The 26,244-nt window shown below is 36.5% G+C and carries 18 protein-coding genes and 2 pseudogenes; 7 read left to right on the top strand and 13 right to left on the bottom strand.

Translation table 11 applies throughout. From position 1 onward, the window contains the following. Positions 1–245: 245 nt before the first annotated feature. The 6 genes and pseudogenes from ACTYBU_RS02755 to ACTYBU_RS02780 all read right to left on the bottom strand — a co-directional run bounded on the left by ACTYBU_RS02755 (position 246) and on the right by ACTYBU_RS02780 (position 5,552). The gene (locus ACTYBU_RS02755) at positions 246–1,046 is read right to left on the bottom strand and encodes an HAD family hydrolase (RefSeq protein WP_445486959.1); all 801 of its coding nucleotides are present in this window, start codon (positions 1,044–1,046) and stop codon (positions 246–248) included. A 116-nt stretch (positions 1,047–1,162) separates the two neighbouring features. Beyond that, a pseudogene (locus tag ACTYBU_RS02760) lies at positions 1,163–1,312 on the bottom strand (ring-cleaving dioxygenase); the annotation flags it as partial. A gap of 196 nt (positions 1,313–1,508) precedes the next feature. Next, on the bottom strand, positions 1,509–2,273 hold the full coding sequence (locus ACTYBU_RS02765) for an exodeoxyribonuclease III (RefSeq protein WP_445487544.1): 765 nt from the start codon (positions 2,271–2,273) through the stop codon (positions 1,509–1,511). 325 nt (positions 2,274–2,598) lie between these two features. Next, positions 2,599–4,230 carry a ribosomal protection-like ABC-F family protein gene (abc-f, locus tag ACTYBU_RS02770; protein WP_445486961.1) on the bottom strand — a complete coding sequence of 544 codons (1,632 nt, stop codon included), beginning with the start codon at positions 4,228–4,230 and terminating at the stop codon, positions 2,599–2,601. Between the two features lie 609 nt (positions 4,231–4,839). Then, positions 4,840–5,001: pseudogene (locus tag ACTYBU_RS02775) on the bottom strand (GNAT family N-acetyltransferase); the annotation flags it as partial. Positions 5,002–5,111: 110 nt separating this feature from the next. Further along, a complete protein-coding gene (locus ACTYBU_RS02780; RefSeq protein WP_445486963.1) occupies positions 5,112–5,552 on the bottom strand; it encodes a CoxG family protein in 441 nt (146 codons plus the stop codon). Positions 5,553–6,097: 545 nt separating this feature from the next. On the opposite strand from ACTYBU_RS02780, the gene ACTYBU_RS02785 reads away from it, so the two are divergent. Next, a complete protein-coding gene (locus ACTYBU_RS02785; protein WP_445486964.1) occupies positions 6,098–6,331 on the top strand; it encodes a DUF3953 domain-containing protein in 234 nt (77 codons plus the stop codon). Between the two features lie 667 nt (positions 6,332–6,998). Here ACTYBU_RS02785 and ACTYBU_RS02790 read toward each other — a convergent pair. Together ACTYBU_RS02790 and ACTYBU_RS02795 are read right to left on the bottom strand one after the other, a co-directional pair. Next, on the bottom strand, positions 6,999–7,619 hold the full coding sequence (locus ACTYBU_RS02790) for a nitroreductase family protein (RefSeq protein WP_445486966.1): 621 nt from the start codon (positions 7,617–7,619) through the stop codon (positions 6,999–7,001). Positions 7,620–7,923: 304 nt separating this feature from the next. Next, on the bottom strand, positions 7,924–8,883 hold the full coding sequence (locus ACTYBU_RS02795; protein WP_445486968.1) for a tyrosine-type recombinase/integrase: 960 nt from the start codon (positions 8,881–8,883) through the stop codon (positions 7,924–7,926). A 228-nt stretch (positions 8,884–9,111) separates the two neighbouring features. Between ACTYBU_RS02795 and ACTYBU_RS02800 the strand changes: the two genes are divergently transcribed. Together ACTYBU_RS02800 and ACTYBU_RS02805 are read left to right on the top strand one after the other, a co-directional pair. Beyond that, positions 9,112–9,420 carry a DUF5658 family protein gene (locus tag ACTYBU_RS02800; RefSeq protein WP_445486970.1) on the top strand — a complete coding sequence of 103 codons (309 nt, stop codon included), beginning with the start codon at positions 9,112–9,114 and terminating at the stop codon, positions 9,418–9,420. 101 nt (positions 9,421–9,521) lie between these two features. Continuing rightward, positions 9,522–9,779: a DUF2533 family protein gene (locus tag ACTYBU_RS02805; RefSeq protein ID WP_445486972.1), complete on the top strand. Its 258-nt coding sequence runs from the start codon at positions 9,522–9,524 to the stop codon at positions 9,777–9,779. Positions 9,780–9,915: 136 nt separating this feature from the next. Here ACTYBU_RS02805 and tnpA read toward each other — a convergent pair whose 3' ends face one another. The 3 genes from tnpA to ACTYBU_RS02820 form a co-directional block, all read right to left on the bottom strand. Next, on the bottom strand, positions 9,916–10,398 hold the full coding sequence (tnpA, locus tag ACTYBU_RS02810; RefSeq protein ID WP_445486973.1) for an IS200/IS605 family transposase: 483 nt from the start codon (positions 10,396–10,398) through the stop codon (positions 9,916–9,918). 412 nt (positions 10,399–10,810) lie between these two features. Next, positions 10,811–11,899: a tetratricopeptide repeat-containing glycosyltransferase family 2 protein gene (locus ACTYBU_RS02815; RefSeq protein WP_445486975.1), complete on the bottom strand. Its 1,089-nt coding sequence runs from the start codon at positions 11,897–11,899 to the stop codon at positions 10,811–10,813. Between the two features lie 651 nt (positions 11,900–12,550). Next, on the bottom strand, positions 12,551–15,502 hold the full coding sequence (locus tag ACTYBU_RS02820; protein WP_445486977.1) for a BclA C-terminal domain-containing protein: 2,952 nt from the start codon (positions 15,500–15,502) through the stop codon (positions 12,551–12,553). 643 nt (positions 15,503–16,145) lie between these two features. On the opposite strand from ACTYBU_RS02820, the gene ACTYBU_RS02825 reads away from it, so the two are divergent. The 4 genes from ACTYBU_RS02825 to ACTYBU_RS02840 all read left to right on the top strand — a co-directional run bounded on the left by ACTYBU_RS02825 (position 16,146) and on the right by ACTYBU_RS02840 (position 18,950). After that, positions 16,146–16,940 (top strand): alpha/beta fold hydrolase, encoded by a 795-nt coding sequence (locus tag ACTYBU_RS02825; protein WP_445486979.1) that lies wholly within the window; start codon positions 16,146–16,148, stop codon positions 16,938–16,940. Between the two features lie 87 nt (positions 16,941–17,027). Next, entirely contained in the window at positions 17,028–17,660 is a 633-nt protein-coding gene (locus ACTYBU_RS02830) for a DUF2238 domain-containing protein (RefSeq protein WP_445486981.1), read from the top strand. A gap of 557 nt (positions 17,661–18,217) precedes the next feature. Next, positions 18,218–18,427 (top strand): hypothetical protein, encoded by a 210-nt coding sequence (locus ACTYBU_RS02835; RefSeq protein ID WP_445486982.1) that lies wholly within the window; start codon positions 18,218–18,220, stop codon positions 18,425–18,427. Positions 18,428–18,785: 358 nt separating this feature from the next. Continuing rightward, positions 18,786–18,950: a hypothetical protein gene (locus ACTYBU_RS02840; protein WP_445486984.1), complete on the top strand. Its 165-nt coding sequence runs from the start codon at positions 18,786–18,788 to the stop codon at positions 18,948–18,950. Between the two features lie 148 nt (positions 18,951–19,098). Here the strand turns inward: ACTYBU_RS02840 and ACTYBU_RS02845 are convergent, their stop codons facing one another. Then, positions 19,099–24,897 (bottom strand): TIM-barrel domain-containing protein, encoded by a 5,799-nt coding sequence (locus ACTYBU_RS02845; RefSeq protein WP_445486986.1) that lies wholly within the window; start codon positions 24,895–24,897, stop codon positions 19,099–19,101. A gap of 143 nt (positions 24,898–25,040) precedes the next feature. After that, the gene (locus ACTYBU_RS02850; protein WP_445486987.1) at positions 25,041–26,237 is read right to left on the bottom strand and encodes an ROK family protein; all 1,197 of its coding nucleotides are present in this window, start codon (positions 26,235–26,237) and stop codon (positions 25,041–25,043) included. Positions 26,238–26,244: the final 7 nt, after the last annotated feature.

Genomic DNA, 26,244 nt, shown 5'->3' on the forward strand with positions numbered 1-26,244 from the left:
CCCTATTAAATGGATTTCCTCTTTATAGTTTCAGAGTAAAAACCTGATGTAAGAACACAGTCCTGGTTGATATTTGTGTATTTTCGATCTTTTAAAATGCATCTTATCAACCGTGGGGATAAAAAAACTATTGTGAGTTTCCATTTATGTTTATATCCCAATTAAACATTATAAATTATTTTATGGAAAAATGCTTGAAAAAAAGTGCTTCTGCCTTATATCCTCAGAAACACTTTCTCACTTGTTTATACTAATTTCAAAATATGCTCAATGGCATAGGCCACTCCATCTTCATTATTGCTTTTGGTAATATCACTTGCACTTTTTTTGATTTCATCAGGAGCGTTTTCCATCGCAAAAGAACGTGTCGAAACTTCAAACTGTGTCACATCATTGCCGCCGTCACCAAAAGAATAAATTTCGTCAAATGTAACTTTTTTTATGTTTTCATACCGTCTAATTGCTTTTCCTTTTTGTGCTTCATTTGATGTAATTTCACAATTGTTGGGAAAAGAAGAAGAATAAGAGATCGTATTTATTTGACGAAGTGTTTCCTTGACCTTATCTATTTTAGCAATTTCTGTTTCCGCAACAACAGCGATTAGTTTATATATTTTCACATTATCTATATGTGGGATATTTTCATAGTCACAGTCTTCAAACATTTTCTCTATTTCATCCCATGCTTTTCCTCTTAATTGAGGCAACGTTGCTGGAAATCCGCCTTGATTTGTATAAACAAGGATGCCGACTTGAAGTTGCTGCAATTCAGCTAAAAGCTCTTTGTATAAAGTTTTAGATAGTGTTGTTTCATATAATAATTCTCCAGTAGGAGAATACATCATACTTCCGTTCAAACAAAAAATCGGAACCTCCAAATCGGAAACCCCATTCACTTTGATGACGTCCGGATATTGTCGGCCAGTATTTAAAATTACGTGCACTTTATTATTCTTCAATTTTTTTATCATTTTTTTGTTAGCATCTGAAATCTCATGATGATCATTTAACAGCGTGCCATCTAAATCAATCGAAACACATTTCATTGTATTTCCCCCTTAAAAACTTCTCTTGTCTCTGTATTTTTATACGTCCATCATAGCATATAAAGACAGGCAGTTGGATTTTATCTGCTGTTCATTCATGAAAAAAACGATTTGTTCTATTTGTCACTAAAAGTAGAGAGCGATTTTAATTTCGCTTCAATTTTTGGCCGCTGCGATTCTAAAAATGGCGGCATGGCCAATGATTCTCCTAATTGATCAATCGGTTCATCTGTATCAAATCCAGGTCCATCAGTTGCCAGTTCAAATTTTTAAAGTGAACCTTTCCATCAGTGGGGGTTTTCTTCATCCCCATTGATGGTTAGTTGCGTTCCACAGGATATGGATGATACAAACGTTGCCACAGGAAGTGGCGACCTTAGTTTGTGTACCTTTATCGGCCTTTTACGGGCATCCTAACTTCCTCGATTTCTCTGTATCTTGAGGTGGGGGTTTTACTGCCTGTTAAGAGTGGGATAAATCTATGTTTACAGATACTGGACAATGGTCACTTCCCATAATTTGACAATGAGTTTCTATTTCCAGCAGTTTATCTTGTAAACGATCCGAAAGAATAAAATAATCAATTCTCCATCCAATGTTTCGTTCCCTTACTTTGGCCATATAGGACCACCATGTATAAACATCCGTTTTTTCTGGATAAAGGTAGCGGAATGCATCAATAAATCCAGCTTGAAGCAGATTGCTCATTTCTCCCCGTTCCTCCAATGTAAATCCGGAATTGCCTAAATTTGATTTCGGGTTTTTCAAATCGATTTCTTGATGTGCTACATTTAAGTCACCGCAGTAAATAACAGGCTTTTTAGCGTTTAATTCAAGTAAATAGTACTGCAGCTGCTTTTCCCATTCGAGTCGATACGGTAATCTGCTTAAATCCCTTTTGGAGTTTGGTGTATAAACATTTACGAGGTAAAATGTATCAAATTCTAGAGTAATTGCTCGTCCTTCCGTTTCTTCAAAATCCTCACCTATTCCATAAATAACCGATAGCGGTTTAATTTTGGAAAAGACTGCTGTTCCGGAATAGCCTTTTTTCTCTGCATAATTCCAAAATTGATGATAGTCATCCAACTCTAAATTTATTTGCCCTTCTTGTAATTTTGATTCTTGAATACAAAAAATATCTGCTTGCACTTTTTGAAAGAAATCAAGAAATCCTTTTTTTACACATGCTCTTATTCCATTTACGTTCCATGTTACTAATTTCATGTAAAATATTATTCTCCTTACAACATCATATTTCTTTCTATCTATTAGATTATCAGAAATAATGGTGTTCATAAAGCGTTTTGATCTCACTAAAATAAAGCAGGAAAACGATATATTATGTTTTCCTGCATCAATCAGCACCCAATCCTGTTTTGTTTCTCCTAATCCAGTGATGATCATTGCATTGCTGATTGCCGTTCGATATCCATATACATGATCTGCTATTTTCATTGGTCACCCTCCTTTACTGGTAGTGTGACCAATTTTTATAAAAGGAAGTTACAGTGTATCAAGATGATCGTAAAGCTGAACTAAAGTCTTTATGTCACAAAAGTTCCTTTATTTGTTTTGTAAGCTCTTTAAATTTCTTGTCAAGAACAGTGTATGCTTCATCCTTTGGGGTCATAAAGCTAAGCTTTCCTAAAACTTCTTGTCTTTCTGTTTCAAGCTTTAAACGTATTTCATCCAGAATATCTCTTTTTGGGGATAATTCATCCCATAGCTTTTGTATGTTATTATTGGAAATAACGAGTTTGCTGGTTGTTGTTTTTTCGAGAAAATATCGGTCATGTGAAACGACAATTAGCGTTCCATTATACTGAGCTAGCGTATCTTCTAGTTCTTCACGAGAAGTTAAGTCAAGATGATTTGTTGGCTCATCTAAAATAAGCACATCTTTTTCTTCTAACAGATATTCCATTAACTTACATTTCACACGCTCACCCATACTCATATTCCTAATGGGTGCTGTCCATTGAGAAGCTATAAATCCTAAATGCTTCATTAGATTTTGAACTTTTCCTCTCGCTTCGAAAGTTTCTTTATAAAATAGCTTCTCAGGCGTTTGTTCTAGTGGTAAATCAAATACTTCTTGCGTTAAATAGCCAATTTTTGCAGATGGAGAAATCCACACATTGCCTCCAGCCGTTTCCTGACCAACCATAATTTTTAATAAAGTCGTCTTTCCACTGCCATTTGGACCTATTATGGAAACCTTCTCCCCATGCTGTATCGTAAAATTGGCGTTTTTAAATAGTATGCGACCATCGAAAGACTTTGTTAAATTCTTTACCTCTAAAAAACGTTTTCCTACCTTATTATTTGCCTTCATTGAAATCTGTACCGCATACTCTGACTCAACAGGTTCAACTTTCGCTTTTTCCAGCTCTTTTTCCAGACGCTTTTGTTTTGATTTTATTTGTGCATCCATCCCTTTTGCTTTAACACGATAGTATTCTTTAAAGCCTTCCTTTTTTGTCGATTGTGCATGCGCTTTTTTCGACCAAGAAGTGAGCTCATTCATTTGGCCCTCAATCCTTTCAACCAATTTTTGCTGTTTTTCATATGCACGCTGCTGGGTAAGTCTTTTCTGTTTGCGAACCTCCATATAACTAGAATAATTCCCTCTGTGTTCCAAAAGATTTTTCCCTTCAATGGACCATATTTTTGTTGCAACAGCATCTAAAAAATAACGATCGTGCGAAACAAGAATTATGGTGCCTTTATAATTCTTTACTTGCCTACAGAGGATTTCTAAGCTTTCCTCATCGAGATGGTTTGTCGGTTCATCTAATAGCAAAAGGTCTGCATCTTTTGAAAAACCTTTTGCAAGTCGTGCTTTCAGTTTTTCTCCCCCACTTAGTTGTGAAAAATCATTTGCTGGTACATGCCACTTTGCAAGTAATTTATCCTCCAAAGGATTCTTATTTTCGGAAAAATAAGATTGCGTTTCTTGTTCCACCATAAAAAGTTTTACATCTTGTTGCAGCCATTCTATTCGGCCTTGTGCTGGCACTAATTCATTGGTTATTAATTGCAGCAACGTAGATTTACCAGCTCCATTTTTTCCAATTACACCAATGATATCCCCATGCTGAACACTTGCATTTATTTCTTTAAAAATCTCAACATCCAGAACCTCATAGCTAATATTTGTTAATTTTAATAGTTCTTTCATTAAATCATTCCCTCTCTTTATATGGGAGGAATACGACACATAGGACGTAGCTGTTTAAGCCAATAAAAAAATCCTCCCAGTTCATTTGGAAGGATTAGCCGTACCTTTACATAATCAAATAAGCTATTTCATAAATATCTCCAGACTGATCGATAATGGTTGTCATTCGAGTCGCGAAGCCTTGTGGGAAGCTTAAGTTACCATGCAGGTAATAAGAATCCAAGAATGGCGAAACCACGAAGAAATCGAGCATTAAACGACAGCCATTAAGTGCTCGTTCCAGATTTTTCTACACTCTGAAGCTATTTTCTTATTTGAACTACTATTTATATAGAAAGTGGGCAGACTAATCCTATTTTGTATGATTTGAAATTTTAAATTCAAATGTAAAAAATAAGATTAGTTAATCATCGTCCACCCATCATCCTTTCTAACATTGTTAAATATTAGTATAACACAAATTCATCTATAAAAGCAAAAGCAAGAAATCCAATTTAAGTGTATTATTTTATCCCACTCTTAACGGGCAGTAAGACCCCCATCTCGGGGATGCTGAGAAATCGAGGAAGCTAGGTGGGGGATGAAGAAAACCCCCACTGATGGAAAGGTTCACTTAATAACAAATTGCTTGTAGTCCTCTTTAAGGATGCCATATATTTCTAAATCGATTACACCTTTACCAGACCAGAAAGTAGTTTGTCTTAACAAACCTTCTTTTATTAAGAGGACAATCTTTGATCCCTCGTTAGCAGGCATAACATGCGATTTTATGTAAAAATGCTAGTCTAGTCTTTTTATACCTATGCATCATGAAATAAATCAAAACAAAAAAGATCGCGATACTACGATCATTTTTGTTTACATAATATAATTATGGTAATCTATGAATTTTCGATTTTTTTACAGACTCCTATTGTTAGCTCTTCAGTTATTTCATCCAATTTTGGTTCGAGCATACTGTTTATCATCGCAGCAAAGGTGCCAAATGCTTCTATTTGCAAAAAACCTGTCATTTTTGTTTCCCTTTTCGATATTGGAACTGCTAAAAAAAAGCCGTTGCCAGAAAATTTCTCGTTAATGCCTGTTAACTTAAATGTCACCTTGCTTGGTTCTTCCCATTTTAAAATGTCTACTCGTAGCTGAATTTTTTTGGAAAATAAACCAAAGTCCGTTTTAAACTCCCAAGTAGATACTAAATCTGAAAGAATTTGATGGTGAATATAGCCTGGAACTAATGGAGCCCAATTATTCATAGACCTTACAAAATTCCATACTTTCTTCAGATCAGCTTTTACCATAATGCTATTTTTTTTTTGAGGCATGGCAGCACTTCCTTTTTCACGTGTTAACGTGCAGTTCAACCAATGATGTTTAAGTTTATAAACACTTTGTACTAATTCTATTCAAAAGGAAGGTAATGTATGCCATTATCATTGATTTCTCCAATGGACCAGATAATCCTTGCTCTCGTTCTATTAACTCTAAATTAGCCCATGTGAATCGAAAAAAGAATCCTCTTTTCATTAAATAAGTAGTTCAGTTATCGTGGAGAAATATATGAAATAACATATCAATTAGCAGACCAAATCGTATAGTTGATATGGTCTCTTTTTCACCTTATATCTCAACTTTTATTAGGTTTTAACATTAGAAATGGCAGGGCGAACCCCAATAAAATTCACATAATGACAATAACTCTTGTCAATGGAGAATAAAGATGTTAAAAGGTATACTATTTAATATGTTAATTCTTATGCATTCAAAAGGTAATTGTAATTTTATGTTAAAATAAATAAAGAGTTTATGAAAAAATATACTTAAAGTAATGGGGCAGCTTTATTCGGGAAGAGGAAATGGGAGTGGTATTTTGTTAAAAATTCTACGTTATATTTTATCAGTAGTAACTATTTTATTTGCTACTTATGGACTAATTACGAAAAATTTTGAGTTTAACCATATTATGATTTTTCTCTTAGGTCTAACAATGTTGATTATGGGGTTAGAGGAATTTCGAAAAGAGCGAAAAGTAAACGGCTGGTTAATGGTTGGTGTTTTTTTATTTTCATTATTTGTATCAATACAAGGTTTTTTATTAAGCTAAAGGGTGCTTTAATTCCATCAATAAGACCGTTAATCTAAAATGCTTGAATTATATTTATAATCCAAGCATTTTTGTGTGTTAAGTAAGCTATTTTTTGCCTTACTATTCCTAATGTTATTTAGTCTACGTTTTTACATTTTTTCCACAGTATCTGAACTACTTATTCATTAGAGCGTGTTCTTTCAATTATTTTTCAGAAGACGATTGAAGTCGTCGCTTCCAGTAGTCCAAAGTACCAACAGGGATAGCAAAAGATGTTACACCTGCCTGGCCATCGCCAATTCTTCTTGGATACGCTTTGTTCCAAGGAGAAAATGATAGGGTAGTGCCCGGATCACCTGATTCGTTGCCAAAATATAAAGTAAACTTCCATCAGTGGGGGTTTTTCCTCATCCCCACTGATAGTTAGTTGCACTTATCGGACCTTTACGGGTTATTATCCCCCACCTAGTTTCCTCGATTTCTCGGCATCCTCGAGGTGGGGGTCTTACAGACCGTTAAGCGTGGGATAAATAGTAGGGTTCAGGATTTTCAAAATCAACCGTCTTTTTTTACTTGTAGCAACCCTCATCCTTCACTATAAAAATCTATATTCTCTTGCGGATTACCAGCAATTGCTGAGATAGGATGTATTCCAGCTGTAACTGTTTTCATGATGTTTCCTTCCCTATAGATAGGTAACAAATTCACCAATTGGTTTACGATAACCGCGCGGCTTTCGACTTTCTACTTTTTCTTTTCCTATCGTAATCATTAGTACAGGTTCTAGGTTGTCATCAATTGATAATAATTCGCGCATTTTTTCTTGATCAAATCCTATCATAGGACAAGTATCCCACCCTTTATTTTTCGCTGCCAACATAAAGAGCATTGCGGATAAAGACGCATTGCGTATCGCTTCATCCCGTTGAAAAACAATTCCGCGATTTTCATGTAATTGAATTATTTCTTGGACTATTGCTTCATATTGAATATCATTTAAAACCCCTAACATATGCAATCCTTCATAAATTTTTCCCACATTTTGATAAGCTCGTTTATCTCCTAAAACAATGATAACGGCAGATGATGATTGAACCTTGTATTGACCGAACGCTGCTTCTCTTACTTTCTCTTTTAATGCATGATCCTGAACGGCTAAATAATGGGTATGCTGCAAATTAAAAGCACTGGGCGCCAGTTTCACTTCTTCAAATATTTCATTTAATTCTTGCTTGGAAATCGATACATTTTCAACAAAATTATTAGCAGATCTTCTGTTTTTTATAATGGTTTCAAAATTTATCATAGGACTTTCTCCTTAAATAATATTTAAATTTATAGTTATATTGTAACGTAATTTTATCTCGAAATCAAGATATTAAACAAAAAAAGATCGTAACAATAATCTTTTTTGTTAACATAATATTATTATGGTTCATTAATATTCATCTCAACTAAACTTTTTTCATTTTTGCCCCCACTTTATTTTTGGCTCTTTTGGCTCTGTTCAATTTCATTGTTGATTTTAAATAATCCTGACCGTCAGAAGCAACAACTACTAAAACTAGACAATCTTCTTGATAGTTAACATAATATTATTATGTTAACTATCAAGAGAAATAATCCGATAGTTCGATATCCATTGCCTTCTCTTTTTGCGCATCGGATACATGTGTATATTTCTGTGTTGTATTTAAATTAGTATGACCTAATAATTCTTGGACAGTTCTAATATCTCTTCCATCCCGTACTAAATGGGTTGCAAAGGAATGCCTTAATTTATGACTGGATATTCCTTTTGATTTCCAGTTGAATGTTGGAGATTCTTTTTCGACTATTTCACAAATGCGCTCCGTTATTTCTTGGATTCTTCTTCGTGATATTCTTTTGCCTCGTCTGGAGATAAAAACTGCTTCTTCTTGCCCTTTCATTGGCATAATTCTATCTTCTTCAATATAGTAAAGAAGTTCTTCATACAATGTATTCGGAAGTGGAATATATCTTGCTTTATTTCCTTTTCCCAGCACTTGTATCCCTCTTTTGTGTGTATGAATGGAGGATAAGTTAAGCGTATGAATCTCTGTTACCCGCAGTCCGGCAAAAGCCATTAAACCAAGCATTACTTTGTTTCTTCTTACATGCTGTCTTTGAGACGCTTTTTCTATCATTCCAAAAAAAGATTTTAATTCCTCTTTTTCAAGATAGCTTGGGAGTTTTCCTTTTCGTTCTTTTGCACTTTCATACTCATTTGCTGGGTTTTTGGCGGCGAGCTCATAATCAATTAAACATTTATAAAAGGAGCGGATTGCGGTCAGACGCCGATTTCTGGATTCTGCACTATTTCCCCGTTTTGATTTTAACTCATTCATAAATAATGTTAATGTCATCTTTTTCACGTCATCTAAAGCAACTTTCTGCTGACTTTTACGTGTAATATATTCTAAAAAGAGCAAAACATCACGAATATAATTATCGATCGTAAATTTACTATAGTCCTTATTATCCATATGAGTAGTAAATAGGATTAATTCTTCTTCATACCATTCATATAAGCGATCTTTTTCTCTCATTGTATCAGTATCAGTCCTTCATCCATGTTATTTCCTGCTAATTATTATACTATATACTTTCAAAAACCGCACATAAGAGATATTATGCGCGGTAATGCAGTGTAGCTTGTTACAATCGAATTATATTTACTTTCACTATCATATACCTATTTAGTTTTCAATCAATAATTGGGATAATTAGTAAAAACAATTGTCATTTTGGTCATACTAGTCAAAGGGGCTGATGGCATGAAAATATTATTTATTCTAATTAGTTTTTTAAATTTTATTGATGGGCTGTTTACATATGTAGGCATGCATCTGCAGCTGATTACCGAATTCAACCCTCTTATGGAAACCATTTGGAATATTTCACCTTTCCTTTTTCTTTTTTGCAAAATTTCGCTTTCTATTGTTTTATTCTGCATTGCCAGGCTATTATTTATTACAAAGTATCAAAAAGCGTGGACACTCTTCCTGCTTATCCCAGTCGGCTTATATGGAAGTATTATGATTTTGCATCTTAATTGGATTGTAACAGCAGAAATCACAGTTTAGTTTACCATAATTATTTTATGTCATCTTCAAATAAATTTTCTTTCATTTTCTTGCATTCAATATTACAATAAGAGAAACATAGGAAAAAAAGGGGTAAAAAAATGAGTGTACATAAAGCAATTACGAAACATGTTGAACAAGTAAATAGCCGCGTAAACGTTTTTAAACAGCTGGACTATGCGCGTGAAAAATATATTGAAGAAGCAGTGCAACAATGCTTAAATGGAGAAAAATTTTCGGTTAAAAAAATTAATGCAGTAACAGAAGAAATTAATTCTCTAGCAAAACAAGGAGTTGTTCCTTCAAGAAAATTAGTAACCATCGAAATGGTCAAGGAATACACGAAAAAGTTGAAATAATCAAAACCACCCGTGAGAACGGGTGGTTTGCTCTACGGCTGAAAGCCTTTGTTACTGACCAAACCCTAAAGGGCTACTGAATGGTTCGCCTTTTGTACTACTTCTACTGGCCAGACCTCAAAGGCCTTCTTCCTTCTTACTTTCGTTTCTTTTTCTTTACCTCTTCACCAGTGAATGGATCAATGTATTCCATCATACTTAATTGTTCTGCGACTATATCATCTTGTATTTGGTTACGTATATATTCTTCTATTACTTTCTTGTTTCTTTCAACTGTATCCACATAATAGCCCGTACACCAAAATTTTCGGTTTCCATATCTGTATTTTAAATTGGCGCGACGGTCAAATATCATCAAACTGCTTTTTCCTTTTAAATAACCTACAAATGCGGACACACTTATTTTAGGTGGAATACTCACTAACATATGTACGTGATCTTTACACGCGGTTGCTTCAATTATCTCCACACCTTTTCTTTCACATAGTGTGCGTAGTATTTCTCCGATATCCTTTTTTATTTTTCCATAAATTATTTGCCTCCTGTATTTCGGGGCAAACACTATGTGATACTTACAATTCCACTTTGTATGTGCTAAACTATTAATGTCTTTTGACAAAAAAACTCCTCCGTATGCTGATATTTTGGTTGGCGAACCAAAAATATTTTAACACCTTGGGGGAGTTTTTTTAATACCACGCTGAAAGCTTTTTGGAACCCTAGGCCTAGCCTAGGGTTTTCTTTTCCATAAATAAAAAAAGCAGAATTTCTTCCATATAGGAGAAATTTTGCTTTTTTTGATAATTACTCCCTTTTTGCTATTCTTAATTTAGATCATTAAAAGGGGTTCTTTCCATGTATAGCTCGTTATTTGAGAATCTTCCTTAATATTTACGTTAAGATTTTAAGTTTACCACAACTCTATAATATATCCGATTGTTCACAGCTGTCTCCATGCTATTCATTTTATGGAGAATGACTCCGTATTTTTTTAGGTTTTAGTGATATCAAATCTTAGTAATATGCCTTGATTAACTATTATTTTTTTGTTTTTTTAAGGTTGATTCTAGGAATTTTTTATTATGCAAAATACTAGGATGATCTGGTTTATATTTTCTGGCTATTTCATTATGTTTATAAGCCAAACCATAGTTGCCTAATTGCGAATAACAAACACATAACTGTAAATGCGGCAGCCATGTCCAACAAGCATGATTAACGATCCCCAAATTCTCTGTGGGCTTTTCAAGTTGTGTGGCAAGTCTATACCAAAAGAGTGCCTGCTGGAGTTGATTAGTATGAAGAAAACGATAACCTAAGCGGCAGCAAAAATCTGCTCTAGGGCTGTCGTATTCAAAAGACTTTAATATGAAGTGCATTTCGCTTTCTCGGTCTCCTAATACATCAAAACATTCTGCAAGCCTTCCGCAGGCAGAAATATTGTCTTCTACCCACCCTTTTTTAGTTGATAAAAATTGTTTATAGTAATCGATTGCAACTTCTATCTTTTTATGTTCAAACAATTCGTTTGCAAAGTAATACAAATCTCTTGGAGAAAACTTCTCTCCTTTTGAAAGACGATTTTCATAGATTCGGAGATTTCGGTCGGAGTCATGTTGCATGCTGCTATGAGTAACAGCAATATCACTATGATGGATGTTTCCCCAAACTTCTAGATACTCATGTACTGCCCCGATCCATTGGAAGTTGTTTTTCCTTTTTACGAGGCGATTACGTCGCAGGCTAGAAATGACATTTTCATTTTCGTCAAGCATGAGATGATAATGCATCGTGACAGAATCAATAGAGGGGTTCAGCGTTTTCTTTAGTTTAAAGAATTGCTCAAAATCCCGTTCCTTTAGAATATCATCTGCATCCAACCAAAAAATGTAATCCATCGTAGCAAAACTAAAAGCGAAATTACGTGCTGCAGCAAAGTCATCAACCCAAGGGAAGTCAAAAACACGATCAGTATATTTTGAAACAATTTCTTTTGTTTTATCTGTAGAACCAGTATCCACAATGATCATTTCATCGACAAGATCTTTTACTGAGTCTAAACATCTTGCGATGGTTTCTTCTTCATTTTTTACAATCATACAAAGGCTAATGGTAATCAATTTGGCATACTCTCCTTTACCTTATGTTTCTATTTATCCCACACTTAACGGGCAGTAAAACCCCCACCTCGGGGATGCAGAGAAATCGAGGAAGCTAGGTGGGGGATAACTGCCCGTAAAGATCCGATAAGTTCAACTAACCATCATTGGGGGATGATCAAACCCCCACTCATGGAAGGTTCACTTTATGATATGAAGTAAGTTTATTTATTTTATGAAGTACATTCATTTAGGGTGTATAGAATAATTCTGGTTCTTAATAACTAAGGGAAATAAAATCTGTCACTTTTTTAATTAAATTGATGGCAAATCGCATTACCGTTTTATTACATCGAATTTTTATATGATTAATATCAATTAATTTTAACCTTTTTATTATGTAATAATGTTATGTTAAAGACTATATGAGTTTCATGGAGCATTATGTTATCTTTATCCAAATATCGGCAACGAACATGAGATTATACTAAAAAAAGACTTAAAGGAACTTTTTGAAATAATACGTTAATCATTCTAAAAGTTCCCTTAGTCTTATTTCTGCTTCAAAATCCCTTTTCTACATTTTGTCCTTTGAGACTTTTAATGATAATCTCCTTCATAAGACTGATATTACCATTAAAATTGTTACTGAAGGTTCTTCATCTTTTGTTTCTAATCTAATTTTTTAATAACAATAGAAGCATTAACATTTGTTTGCGTTCCACCAGCGAGAGTCTGTAGGGTAACTGCAGCAGCAGAGGAATGATTCCGAAGAGTAAGAGTATCTCCAGCTGCCATGGTGATTATAACCTGACCGTTGTTTTGTTGAGTTCCTGCTCCTGATCCATAAACTGTTCCCATAACAGGTGCTCCATTTAAAAATAGTGCGAATTGGTTCGGCTCCACACCCGATACAGAGAAGGTAACCTCATAGTCTCCTTGATTGACAACTTGAATTAGAGCGGTTCCGGGTGCATGGATAATACCAGGTGTCATTACGCCATTTGAATCAAAAAGGACATCAGCTTCTATGGCTACCACTTGAGCGCCTAAGTTGTAAATATACGCATATTGAGATAACCCAGCACCAGCTTCTCCAGTGGCACCTGTAGCTCCTGTTGCTCCCGCTGGACCTGCTTCTCCGGTAGCTCCTGTTGCTCCTGTTGCTCCTGTTGCTCCTGCTGGACCTGCTTCTCCTGTAGCTCCTGTTGCTCCTGTTGCTCCTGTTGCTCCCGCTGGACCTGCTTCTCCTGTTGCTCCTGTTGCTCCTGTTGCTCCTGCTGGACCTGCTTCTCCGGTAGGTCCTGTTGCTCCTGTTGCTCCTGTTGCTCCTGCTGGACCTGCTTCTCCTGTAGCTCCTGTAGCTCCTGTTGCTCCTGTTGCTCCTGCTGGACCTGCTTCTCCTGTTGCTCCTGTAGCTCCTGTTGCTCCTGTTGCTCCCGCTGGACCTGCTTCTCCTGTTGCTCCTGTTGCTCCTGCTGGACCTGCTTCTCCGGTAGCTCCTGTTGCTCCTGTTGCTCCTGTTGCTCCTGTTGCTCCCGCTGGACCTGCTTCTCCTGTAGCTCCTGTTGCTCCTGTTGCTCCTGCTGGACCTGCTTCTCCTGTAGCTCCTGTAGCTCCTGTTGCTCCTGTTGCTCCCGCTGGACCTGCTTCTCCTGTTGCTCCTGTTGCTCCTGTTGCTCCTGTTGCTCCTGCTGGACCTGCTTCTCCGGTAGCTCCAGTAGCACCTGTTGCTCCTGTTGCTCCTGCTGGACCTGCTTCTCCTGTAGCTCCTGTAGCTCCTGTTGCTCCCGCTGGACCTGCTTCTCCGGTAGCTCCTGTTGCTCCTGTAGCTCCTGTTGCTCCTGCTGGACCTGCTTCTCCTGTTGCTCCTGTTGCTCCTGTTGCTCCTGTTGCTCCCGCTGGACCTGCTTCTCCTGTTGCTCCTGTTGCTCCTGTTGCTCCTGCTGGACCTGCTTCTCCGGTAGCTCCTGTTGCTCCTGTAGCTCCTGTTGCTCCTGCTGGACCTGCTTCTCCGGTAGCTCCTGTAGCTCCTGTTGCTCCTGTTGCTCCTGCTGGACCTGCTTCTCCTGTTGCTCCTGTTGCTCCTGCTGGACCTGCTTCTCCTGTTGCTCCTGTTGCTCCTGTTGCTCCTGTTGCTCCCGCTGGACCTGCTTCTCCTGTAGCTCCTGTTGCTCCTGTTGCTCCTGTTGCTCCTGTTGCTCCTGCTGGACCTGCTTCTCCGGTAGCTCCAGTAGCACCTGTTGCTCCTGCTGGACCTGCTTCTCCTGTAGCTCCAGTAGCACCTGTTGCTCCTGCTGGACCTGCTTCTCCTGTAGCTCCAGTAGCACCTGTTGCTCCTGTTGCTCCTGCTGGACCTGCTTCTCCGGTAGCTCCAGTAGCACCTGTTGCTCCTGTTGCTCCTGTTGCTCCTGCTGGACCTGCTTCTCCTGTAGCTCCAGTAGCACCTGTTGCTCCTGTTGCTCCTGCTGGACCTGCTTCTCCGGTAGCACCTGTTGCTCCTGTTGCTCCTGCTGGACCTGCTTCTCCGGTAGCACCTGTTGCTCCTGTTGCTCCTGCTGGACCTGCTTCTCCAGTAGCTCCTGTAGCACCTGTTGCACCTGTTGCTCCTGTTGCTCCCGCTGGACCTGCTTCTCCTGTAGCTCCTGTAGCACCTGTTGCTCCTGTTGCTCCTGCTGGACCTGCTTCTCCAGTAGCTCCTGTTGCTCCTGCTGGACCTGCTTCTCCTGTAGCTCCAGTAGCACCTGTTGCTCCTGTTGCTCCTGCTGGACCTGCTTCTCCTGTAGCTCCTGTAGCACCTGTTGCTCCTGTTGCTCCTGCTGGACCTGCTTCTCCTGTAGCTCCAGTAGCACCTGTTGCTCCTGTTGCTCCTGCTGGACCTGCTTCTCCTGTAGCACCTGTTGCTCCTGTTGCTCCTGTTGCTCCTGCTGAACCTGCTTCTCCAGTAGCTCCTGTAGCACCTGTTGCTCCTGTTGCTCCTGTTGCTCCCGCTGGACCTGCTTCTCCAGTAGCTCCTGTAGCACCTGTTGCTCCTGTTGCTCCTGCTGGACCTGCTTCTCCAGTAGCACCTGTTGCTCCTGTTGCTCCAGTAGCTCCTGCTGGACCTGCTTCTCCAGTAGCACCCGTTGCCCCAGTAGATCCAGTTGGTACAATGACACATACTTTTACTTTACATTTGCAATTACCTTTTCCGCATTCAGAGCATTTTTTTTCACTGCATTTATTGGATTTATATTCACATTCTTTACATTTATCTTTGCTGCACTTACGTCCGCATTCAGAGCATTTTTTTTCACTGCATTTATTGGATTTATATTCACATTCTTTACATTTATCTTTGCTGCATTTACGTCCGCATTCAGAGCATTTTTTTTCACTGCATTTATTGGATTTATATTCACATTCTTTACATTTATCTTTGCTGCACTTACGTCCGCATTCAGAGCATTTTTTATCACTGCATTTATTGGATTTATATTCACATTCTTTACATTTATCTTTGCTGCATTTACATCCGCATTCAGAGCATTTTTTTTCACTATATTTTTTGGATTTATGTTCACATTCTTTACATTTATTTTTGCTGCATTTACGTCCACACTTTGAACACTTATGACCTAGCAATTTTTTTCAACTCCTTTACTTTAAATCTACTGTAGTTTATGTAAAGGAAATAAAAGTGCCTGGACAATCAGTCGAGTTTCCTATTTTTTTACATAACAACCTATTATTTTCGGATAATCCACTGGTGTCTTTATCGTATTAGAGTATTTATTGCATTCTTCTGATCTGGCTTTAGAATGCATTGTCTTAGTTGACTAACAAAAGGAATGGGAAATTAAAAGAATAAGATTTCATTAGAAGTAATAGTTGTAAACAAAGAAGATTTCCCTACTATGATGATTTATTCTTATTGTTTTAGGTTATCCTAAGTTTTTATACAAAAGCCTAATTTCTCGATTTTAATGCTGAGAAATTAGGCTTTTTAATATATAGAATTTCCTTGAATTAGTAAACCTGTACTTTTCTGAGGCTACTCTATACTAATTAGTAATAAAATACACAATATAGGTAAAATATAAATATAATATAAGGAAAAAAAAATCTGTCCACATTTCAGTGACTTAACATATTTTTGTATAACACATTCAAAGTATCGAAATTTCCTTATAACAAATCATTTAGTTTAATCATTATTCTTCAGCATTTTTTATTAACATATATTGACATTTTAGAAAAAATTCAGATCATTGAGGTGGTAATAGTCATGCCGATGTTGGATGTAGATGGTATCAGCTTATACTATAATGTGAAAGGAAAAGGAATTCCTATTGTGTTTATTCATCCTCCACTGCTCACAAATTCGAATTTCTACTATCAAAAAAGGGAACTTTCCCGCGAATTTCAAGTGATTACTTTTGATATAAGAGGTCACGGTAGCAGTCAGAACTCAAAAATACCAATTACCTATAATCTGATTGTTGCAGATATTCTATGTCTTTTGGACTATTTAAAAATTAATAAAGCAGTTATATGTGGATATTCTACCGGCGGCTCCATTGTATTGGAATATTTGTTACATGCATCTGAGCGTGCTTTAGGAGGAATTATTATAAGTGGAATGTCTGAAGTAAGAGATAATTTAAAGGATAAAATTTTATTAGGAGTAACATTCGCTAATAAAGAAGATTTCCCCATTCTTGCACTAGCGATTTCTTGGGGAAATTCGAATACAAAAGCAATGTTCAACAAGCTGTTTCAAGATGCTTTAAAAGGAAATCCGGAAAATATAAAACAGTATTACCTTTATAGTTTGCATTATAATTGTACCGATAATTTAGAGAAAATCGAGCTTCCGGTTTTACTTGTATACGGTAAAAAGGATAGACAATTTTCCAATTATGCTGATTTATTGCAAGAGAAATTACCTAATAGGGAATTAAAGTATATTGACCATGTAAAGCATCAAATTCCTACAAAAGCTGCTTATGATGTAAATAATTTAATAAAGCACTTTATCTTTGCACATAATGAGATGAATATAGGTGAAACATATCTTTGATATCCTCTTTCTTTTTGTATTCATACTTTCGGATCCATATAATAAGCTGATCTTTGTAAAAATCCTAAATCAAATGGAGTGAAAATATTGAAAAGAGATAAAAGTAAAGGAATACATTTATTTTTATTGCTTTTTGTTGCTGCTGTATTTATTTGGTCTGTCATTAAGCCAAAAGGATACATGATATGGACAATGGAAGTACTTCCTGCTGTAGTAGTATTAATTATTGTAATAAGCATATATAAAAAATTCCGCCTAACTACACTGTCTTATATCATTATTGCTATCCTATCGATTTTAATGTTCATCGGCGCTCATTATACTTACGCCAAAGTTCCTTTATTCAATTGGATTAAAGATTATTATGATTTAAACAGGAATCACTATGACCGTTTTGGACATTTTCTAAAAGGATTATTTGCAATTGTCATTAGAGAGATAGTAATACGGAAAACCACGTTAACAAATGGCCCGTGGTTATTTGCTGTCACATTAAGCTTTGCCCTTTCCATTGGAGCTTTATATGAAATAATCGAATGGTTAGCTTCTATCATTTCAAAGGGAGGAAAAGCTTCCCAAGAATTTTTAGGAACACAGGGTGATTTTTGGGATTCTCAATGGGATATGACGTTAACGTTACTAGGTTCTATCCTTGTACTGTTCACTTTATCAAAACTACATAACAATCTGTTAAGAAAAAAGAATGTACCAATAGATTAAAGCTGAAATGGAACTAACAAGTTATTCTATTAACTCTTTTTTAATGGCTTTTTTCGTATAGATTGTTGCTTTTAAACTCGCGCCTTTATGTAAAAAACAGCAAACTTTGAGAAAACAGCCTTTTTAATTTACAAAGATATAACCAACTTCCATCCTAATTTTATAGTAAAACATTCAATTTCACCTATCATATTACATTCAGATCATGTGTTAAATATTTCATAATAGATAAAGTAAACTTCCATCAGTGGGGGTTTTTCCTTATCCCCACCTAGCTTCCTCGATTTCTCGGCATCCCCGAGGTGGGGGTCTTACTGCCCGTTAAGAGTGGGGTAAAATGGGAAATGCAAACATCGGTCTGTTTGTTTACCAAAACATTTCCAGAATCATCTTCCCCCTTGATGTAAATATTAGATGATGGAAGGACAAAATGATACTTTCCAAATCTTCTATAGAGGAAGTGTTTAAAAATGAATAACAGGATACCAGCGCTATTGAATACTGGGAGAAGTCGTAGGCTATTAAAGAGGTTTGGAAGAAGAAGAAATAATAGAGGTATGATGTTGGCGTCTTTATTAGGTCTAGGAGTTAGTGTTGCTGCAGCATTCGGGATAGGGAGGAATCGAAACAGCAATATGCTGCGCCCTGTCCAAAATGTTATGAAGAATATTAGAACACGATCTGCTGGGCAAATGACTGCCCCTGCTGCTGTAGCAGAGTTTTCAAAAGAATTAACACCTAATAAAAACCCTCTAACAAATAAATAAATTTAATGCTACAAAAGATGCCCACTTGAAAGTGGGCATCTTTTGTAGGATAGTTTGATCAAGTAAAAACCAAATAATATATTTCTGAATAAAATTCCCTGTAAAGCAAGAAATATGTAACAAACGGAAAGGAGATTTCGCTGAATTAGATAGAGGTTAATTTGAAGTTAATAGTGTAGTTAAAAAAGGGGTAAGTTGAAATATTTCATTTAAGGGATGTTTTCATGTCTTACCAAAACAAATGAAATTTACTATTTCAGTACGAAGCGACTATTTTATGTAAAAAAAACATTACGCTTTCTGTTACATTAAGAATAAATTGAAGGCTTCGAGGAAAGCTAGTTTAGAGGTGAAAACAATGGAAAATGATACTTTTGATCAGATAAAAAGAGAGAGCAAAAAAGGGAAATATGATGATTATCTTGATATAAGTTCAACAGGTTATGGCTATGAATCACATCATGCGATTCCTTTTGAAAAAAATCTTAAAAACCACAGTGTAATAAAGAGCAATAAAAAATAATTGTTTAGAATTGGTGTTGCACGCATGCATGAAATAATAATCAGAAAATGGAAATACCTATAAAAAAAAGAGCATACGGTGGAAAATCACTTCACCCTATGCCCTTTTCATAGCCCACTAATTCTTCACTTGCTATTTTCCAATGCTTTTACTTATTAATTATGATTAATTGTTCTTTTGATGTTGATACTTCCGCAGTCTTCACGATAACCATCTTGGATGGAGCATCATAGTACCAAACATCATTTCCTTTATCTACTTCTTCTTTCGAGCTTACCTGATTTAGTTTTTTCCCATTTCGTTTGACTGATTTAATCCCTTTTTGATCTTTTACATCAACTTTTATTTCTGCAGTCCACGTTCTTTTTTCCATTTGTCCATCAAAGCTGCCCTTCATCGCTGCAATTTCAAGGAAAGTGTCTTTTGCAGTTGAACGAATCATAAGCTTTGTTTCAACTGTATGACCTTTTTCATATTGGTAAGTTTTGCCGTCATCTTCATATAAATTAAAGTTTGTAGCTTCTCCATTTTGTTTTGGGTAGGCATGAAGCGTTATTTTATTTGCTGGTCTTTCAGAAGTATAATTTTGAACCTCTTGCTGTGGAATAATCGCCCCTTCTTTTATAAAAACTGGAATTTTAGATAAATCAGCTTCATACTCTATATTTTGTCCGCCTGTATACGTTTTTTGGGTGCTCCAATCAAACCATTTTCCTTCAGGAAGATAAATACTTCTTTTTGCAATTCCTTCTAACGCTATTGGAGCCACAAGCATATTTGGTCCAAACATCCATTGATCTTCTATTCCATACACATTTGAATCTTTTGCGTAATCCATAACTAGAGGTCTCATCAGTGATACATTTCCTTCAGCAGTTTCTTTAGCAGCTGAATAAATATAAGGCAATAGTTTGTAACGCTGTTCAATGGTTTGTTTTACGATGCTTTCTGCTTTTTCGCCAAATGCCCAAGGTACTCTTGTATTTGTTGGATCTCCACATTCACAATTATGTGCACGGAAGATTGGCATAAAGGATCCCGCTTGCATCCAGCGAGTATATAGTTCTGCCGATGGTTTGCCATAAAAACCACCAATATCAGTAGTAAAATAAGGCATTCCAGACATGGATGAGCTTAAGCCTAATTGCATATTATGTCGAAAAGACTCCCAGCTTGCATCAACATCCCCGCTCCATACTGTTGTACCGTACTCTTGAATGCCGGAAAATCCGGATCGGGCTAAGCTCCATAGACGATTGTCGCTATAGCTTCTATGACCAGTATAGAAGGATTTTGCTTCATTTAATGCGTATACATTTCTAATTTCAGCTGCACTTCCCTTATAAAATTGATGTCTTAATGAATCTGTTGCGATCTCTGGTTCATTAAGGTCAATCCAGTATCCTTTTACACCTGCATCATGCAATGTTTTAACCTGTGCATTAAACCAATCAACTGCTTTTGGATTGGTAAAATCGACTAATCCAGCTTTCCCATACCATGCATCATAAATAATCGTATTTCCGGAAACATCTTTTACAAAATATCCATTGCGATCCCCTTCATTAAAATTACTTGCCGTTACTTGAATATACGGGTCTACAATGGGAACCATATTAACACCTTTTTTTGCTAATTTCTTCATACTTTCTTTCGCATCAGCGAATGATTCTGACCATGTCATATCAAAGTAGTGGTTTTCTTTTGCCCAATAAACATCGAGAATCATTCCATCCATGGGAATTTGTTTTTCACGAAACGTATCTACAATTTTATTTACTTCCTGCCAGCTTTTATATCCAAATTTGGATTGAATAAATCCTAGCGCCCATTTTGGCGGCATTGGCGGAGTTCCTGTTAAGTCTGCAAAGCTTTCCATAATATTAGTTAATGAACTTTCTTTTTCTTCGGCCATAAAGTAGTAAATCATTTCTCCATTTGGTGAATGGAACGTATAAGATTTTTCGTCGGTAGCTCCCATGTCAAACGTTGTATTTTCATACGTGTTATCAAAATACAGTCCGTATCCTTTCGTACTAGTGAAGAATGTGCCAGAAATATCCGATGTGTTTCCACCATATCCTCCCTTCATTCCATTATTCATGACGATCTTATGACTTCTCCTGTCGAAGGATTGTGAATCACGGTCGATTCCTAAACCATAGAAATGCTCATCTGAATCTAATTTCATAGCGGAATATACACCCGTATCTCCATCATAACCTAAACCTTTTCCTGCCAAATTCTCTGTTAACATGTTTGTATTCGCTGCATCATAGTAAGCTATTTTAAAAGGAGACTTATAGGCACGTATACTTATTTTTCCTGTTTGAATCAAGATGTAGTCATTTAGAGTGCTTACTTTTGGAACTATTTTTGGATCCTCTTTGTCGACAACAAAGGATGCCTTTGTCTTAAATGTACCAGTCGGTTCCATCCAAACTTTAGCCGTATCGTCCTGCACAAATTCTATTTTCACCTTTTCTTCCCCTTTTGAATTCAAAACGATGCTTTTTCCATCATTATCTACTGTATAAGGGGTATTAGGATTTAAGCCTTCAATATACGATACATTTTGATATTCAGATGGATCTTTTTTCATCATGCTAACTTGACTGATATCAAGAACACTGTCCGCTTTGCCATCTGTGCTGATGCCAATCTTTACTACTTCACCATTCGTTAACGTGATATTTGGCACTCTCACTTCTTTCCAATCTCCGCTTGTTGGAATTGGAACTTCTTTTATGCCGCCAGAGTACATGACATAAAGCACTGCATTTTCAAAACTTCCAGATTTACGTGTATTTACCGATAAAGTGTAATTTCCATCTATTGGCGCATTTGCAAATTGCCATAGATCGGATGAATAAGCTTCTGAACCTGTTATTCTTGCAAAGTTCTTTCCATCTTCCGATTGAATGGATTGGTTTACCATATTTGTGCGGCTCCAACCAGTAAATGCTTGGTCAAACTTGTTGTTATATAGTTGGATCAACTTATCTTCCGTGTTAGTAGAGTCAATTGGTTGAAGCACGACATTGTCTATTTGCATAGAAGTATCAGCTTTAGAAGCTTCCATATAAAATTCGATGCTTAATTGACCTTCTGTTACCTGTATTTTGTCTGTATTAAATTTTTTATATTCAAAATCGTCTGCTTCCCACTTTTGTTTTGCAGGACCATCTGGATTCTTTAATTTAGGTTCAATCGTTACTTCCACTTTTTCTTTCCCTGGTTGGGAAACAATCAATTTTGCAGCCCCGCCTGAAAAACTTGGATCTAAGTGGGGCATTAATTTCACCATGGATGATACCGTATATTCACCATTCTGTAAGCCGATTATTGTTTGCTTTGAAGAAGCTTTTCCTCCTTCATTAGGAGAATATAAGTATTGTTTATATCCTTCAAAAGCATCATTTTTATCAACTCCATGCCAAATGGTTGTTCCAAAGGCATTAAAAGTCCAGCCAGTTTCATTGCCCAATTCAAAATCTCCATTCACAAGTTGGCCTGAGCTTGTTTCAAACTGAATGGAATCTATTAATACGGATCCTTTCGTTTCATTTGTAAATTCCAAGGTGACTAAATTTTCCCCTTTATTTAGTTGCAGTGATTCTTTCACCGTACTCCATTTATCATTACTAGCAGGGAAAGCAACTGTTTTAGGTGCAGTAATGATATTCTTCTCTTCATCCTCAGCAGAAAGGGATAAAGTACTGGCTTCTTCCTTTTCACTTCTATATTTTATTGCCAATGGGAATTGGCCAGATTCAGGCATTTCAACCGCAATCGTGACTTTCGAACCGTTTTTTGTAAGCCCTTTTATATAACCAAATCCATCATAACCCATTTGTTCGTTGTCAAAGATGGCTCCTCCTTGATAAGATGCCACTTCAGTTTGAAATACTTTATCATTTGATTTTGGAACTAATTTTAATACTGTACTATCATGCGGCTCCAGCATTTCCGAATACATGGTCCGGTTGCCTACATCTTTATGTTCCCAAAGATTCCGAACAAAAGCTTCTTCGCTAAGCCCAATATCTTTTTTGAAATCAATGGAAAGCCCTTTGCTTACATCACTGCGATTAAAGAACGATATGATCCAAGAACTATCAGGCAGCTGACCAACCCATCTTTCACTGTCTCGGCTCCCATTATTTTTATAGTGCAAATTAGAATAAAATAGTGGTTTTCCTACAAAGCCTCGCTTATTTAATTCAATTAATTCAGGATTTTGATAATATTTATAGTTATCGCCAATGGTGTCATATTGATCGGCAATGGTAATGGGAGAACCAGCCATTGTAAATAGAGATACTGCTGTTTTCTTTTCATTTCCGGCATAACGACCGCTGAATGTATTTAGCCTTAAGAAATCGCCGTCATTGATCATAGAACTGCGTCCAGATATATCAGCAAAACCAGTAAATCCTTGGAATGGATTGGCCCATTGAGACCAATTATTTGTCCACTCTTGTCTGCGGCCGCTGATATGATCCCATCCTCCTTTAAAAGCATCTTCATCAATACGAATCATATCCCCATATTTTTGTTCGAAATCGCCATGATTAAATAAGTTCGGCATCACCAAACTTAGGAAAATATTATTCTCTTTTGAAGCTTCATCCATCCACTTCAATGCTTTTTGATATTGATCTCTCGTATGACCAGTGCCGATTTGGCCTAGCCCTTTATCGTATCCACTTTCGTACCAAGATAAGAAGTCTACTCTCAAATAAGAGGCTCCTTGTTTTCCAAAGAAGTTAACATATCCTTTTAAATATTTTTCTGCATCAGGGTGATCTACATTTAACCAGTAAAGCGCTCTTTCTCCCCCTTGACCGCCATCAAAACGGTCACCTTGCAATATTTTACCGTTTCCTAAATCCTGTGGATCTTTAATGACAAGGTCTGCTACTGGCGTATTTGTCCCTGCTACTTTGTATTTATCGGGATGTTTTACTACTTCAGGGCTAATCCAAAGTGGATTGTAATAGATTCCAAACTTCATTCCTTTACTTTTCACATAATCAGCCCAATATTTCCATGTATGACCATCTGGGTAGCGTTCGTCTGGATATCCTTTCCATTCTGATGCTGAATTATTCGAATCTAATGCTTCAAAAGTGACATCATCAAGTTGTAAAGAAGCATTTCCTTTTTTGCTGTCGATGACAAATTCCACCGTCATGTCTTTTCCAATCGATTTTATTTCCTGTGTATAATTTTGATATTGGGAATTTAACTTGATTGGTACACTTTTTATCAATTCACCGTTTTGGCTGATCCGTAATTCAGCAAAGCTACCGATTGAATCATCGGAAAACTGGTTCGACCCGCTGAAATCTGCTAGAGTAGCCCAAGCGGATATTCGATATGTTTTATCTGTTTCAAGACCTGTCACTATTTGATTCAGGGAAGAATTAAAAGCGGTATTTTTATAAAAGTAAAACTTAAAGTTATTGCGAGCGCCTGATTTATCCACTCCATTATCAGCATCTCCCTTTACCTGCCATCCTTCTGTTGTCGCATACTCAAAGTCACCGTTAAAAAGTTTTCCTGGTTTAATATATGGTTTTTCACGTCCATCCATAAAGATTGGTTCACTCATCCAACGATCATTATGGGAAACTACGTAACCGCTTTCATTTAACAGCGTTGCTCTTTCAATCCAACCATCCGTACTAATCATATCGTATCCATAAGCTTTGAAGTTTTTGGCCATCCAATCAATATTCTCTTTTAATCGATGTTCTGGCATGAAAACATCTTTGGTGAACTGATGCTCATAAGTAATCCAATACATTGGTCCTGCACCTTGTCTCGTAAACTGACTATCTCGTGCATAAGTAGAGTGAACCATAATCATAGAATAAACAGCAGCAAAAAATAAGGAAATAAAGATTATTTTTAATAGAAATTTGTTCTGATACCTCTTCATGTCACATCCTCCAACTCATATGGTTATACTAACCTTACAGATGAACATATTAAAAAATGACTAAATCTCAGGTGGCAAATATAAGTTTCTTAAATCTAAAAATGAAAAAATCTGTAAAAAATTTTGAAAGTATGAGTGTTTTCTTATTTGTAAATAGAAAATTCAAACAAATGACTAACTAATAATGCACAAGCCCCAATTAGCCATACATCATCTCCTAGCTGTGTAATATGAAACTGTAATTTATTTGGATGTTTATTAAAAAAATGGACGGCCAACTCTTTTTTGATAGAATTTATGAGAATTTCACCTCCCCTTACCCCCTCTCCCCCAAGTACAATTGCTGCTGGATTGAATAAGTGAATCATATTTTTAATACCTAATGCTAGATTTTGACCTTGCTTGATCAAAATTTCTTGCTCTCTTTTCTCCCCTGAATGAGCAGCCATTCTTATTTTATCTATTGTAATGGGAGAACCTGTATCTAATGGTGTTTGTATTTCCTTTGTGTCGCTATGGTGCCATTCATTTATAAGAAATGCATCAGATGTATACATTTCCAAACAACCTCGCTGACCACAATAACAAAGATGTCCTTCTGGATGAATGATAATATGTCCTAACTCTCCAGCTCCACCAAATGTTCCTCGAAATAACCTATTCTCAATGACTATCCCTGCTCCTACTCCTGCACCAACAGTTATACCTATAAAATTATTATATTCTCTTCCAACCCCTATCCATTTTTCTGCCAGTGAAAATACATTTGCATCATTATCGATTAATACCGGTACACCGAAATAGTCTCTTATTGGTTTCAAATCGATGTGATTTAGTGGAAGAATGGGAGAATAGATAATTTCAATGTTATCTCGATCTATTAGTCCTGGAGCAGCAATACCTATCCCAACCAAATTGGAAACGCATTCATTTTGTCCGATAAAAAAAGCAAGCTTTGCAATTATTAAACTCACTATTTGCTGTTCATCCATCATGCTGCAGCAGAATTGATCTTTGTGTAAAATGGTTCCTTCTAAATTGGAAATACACATTTTCACTTTATTTTTCTCAATCTTAAGACCAGCAACATGCCCATAATTCCCATTAAAATTTAATAATACAGGTTTTCTTCCTCCATTAGAGTCTCCTGTCCCAATTTCATAAACAAGCTTTTCCCTTATTAGTTCTTCCATAATATAAGTAACAGTCGATAAGCCAAGTCCGATCTTTTTAGCAATTTCCGTGCGTGAGATATTTCCTTGTAAACGAATCAAATCAATAACAAGGGATCTGTTCAGATCTTTCATAAGCTCTCTATTCCCATATCGGAGTTCTTTCATTTCTCGC

Source organism: Niallia sp. 03133 (assembly GCF_052663225.1).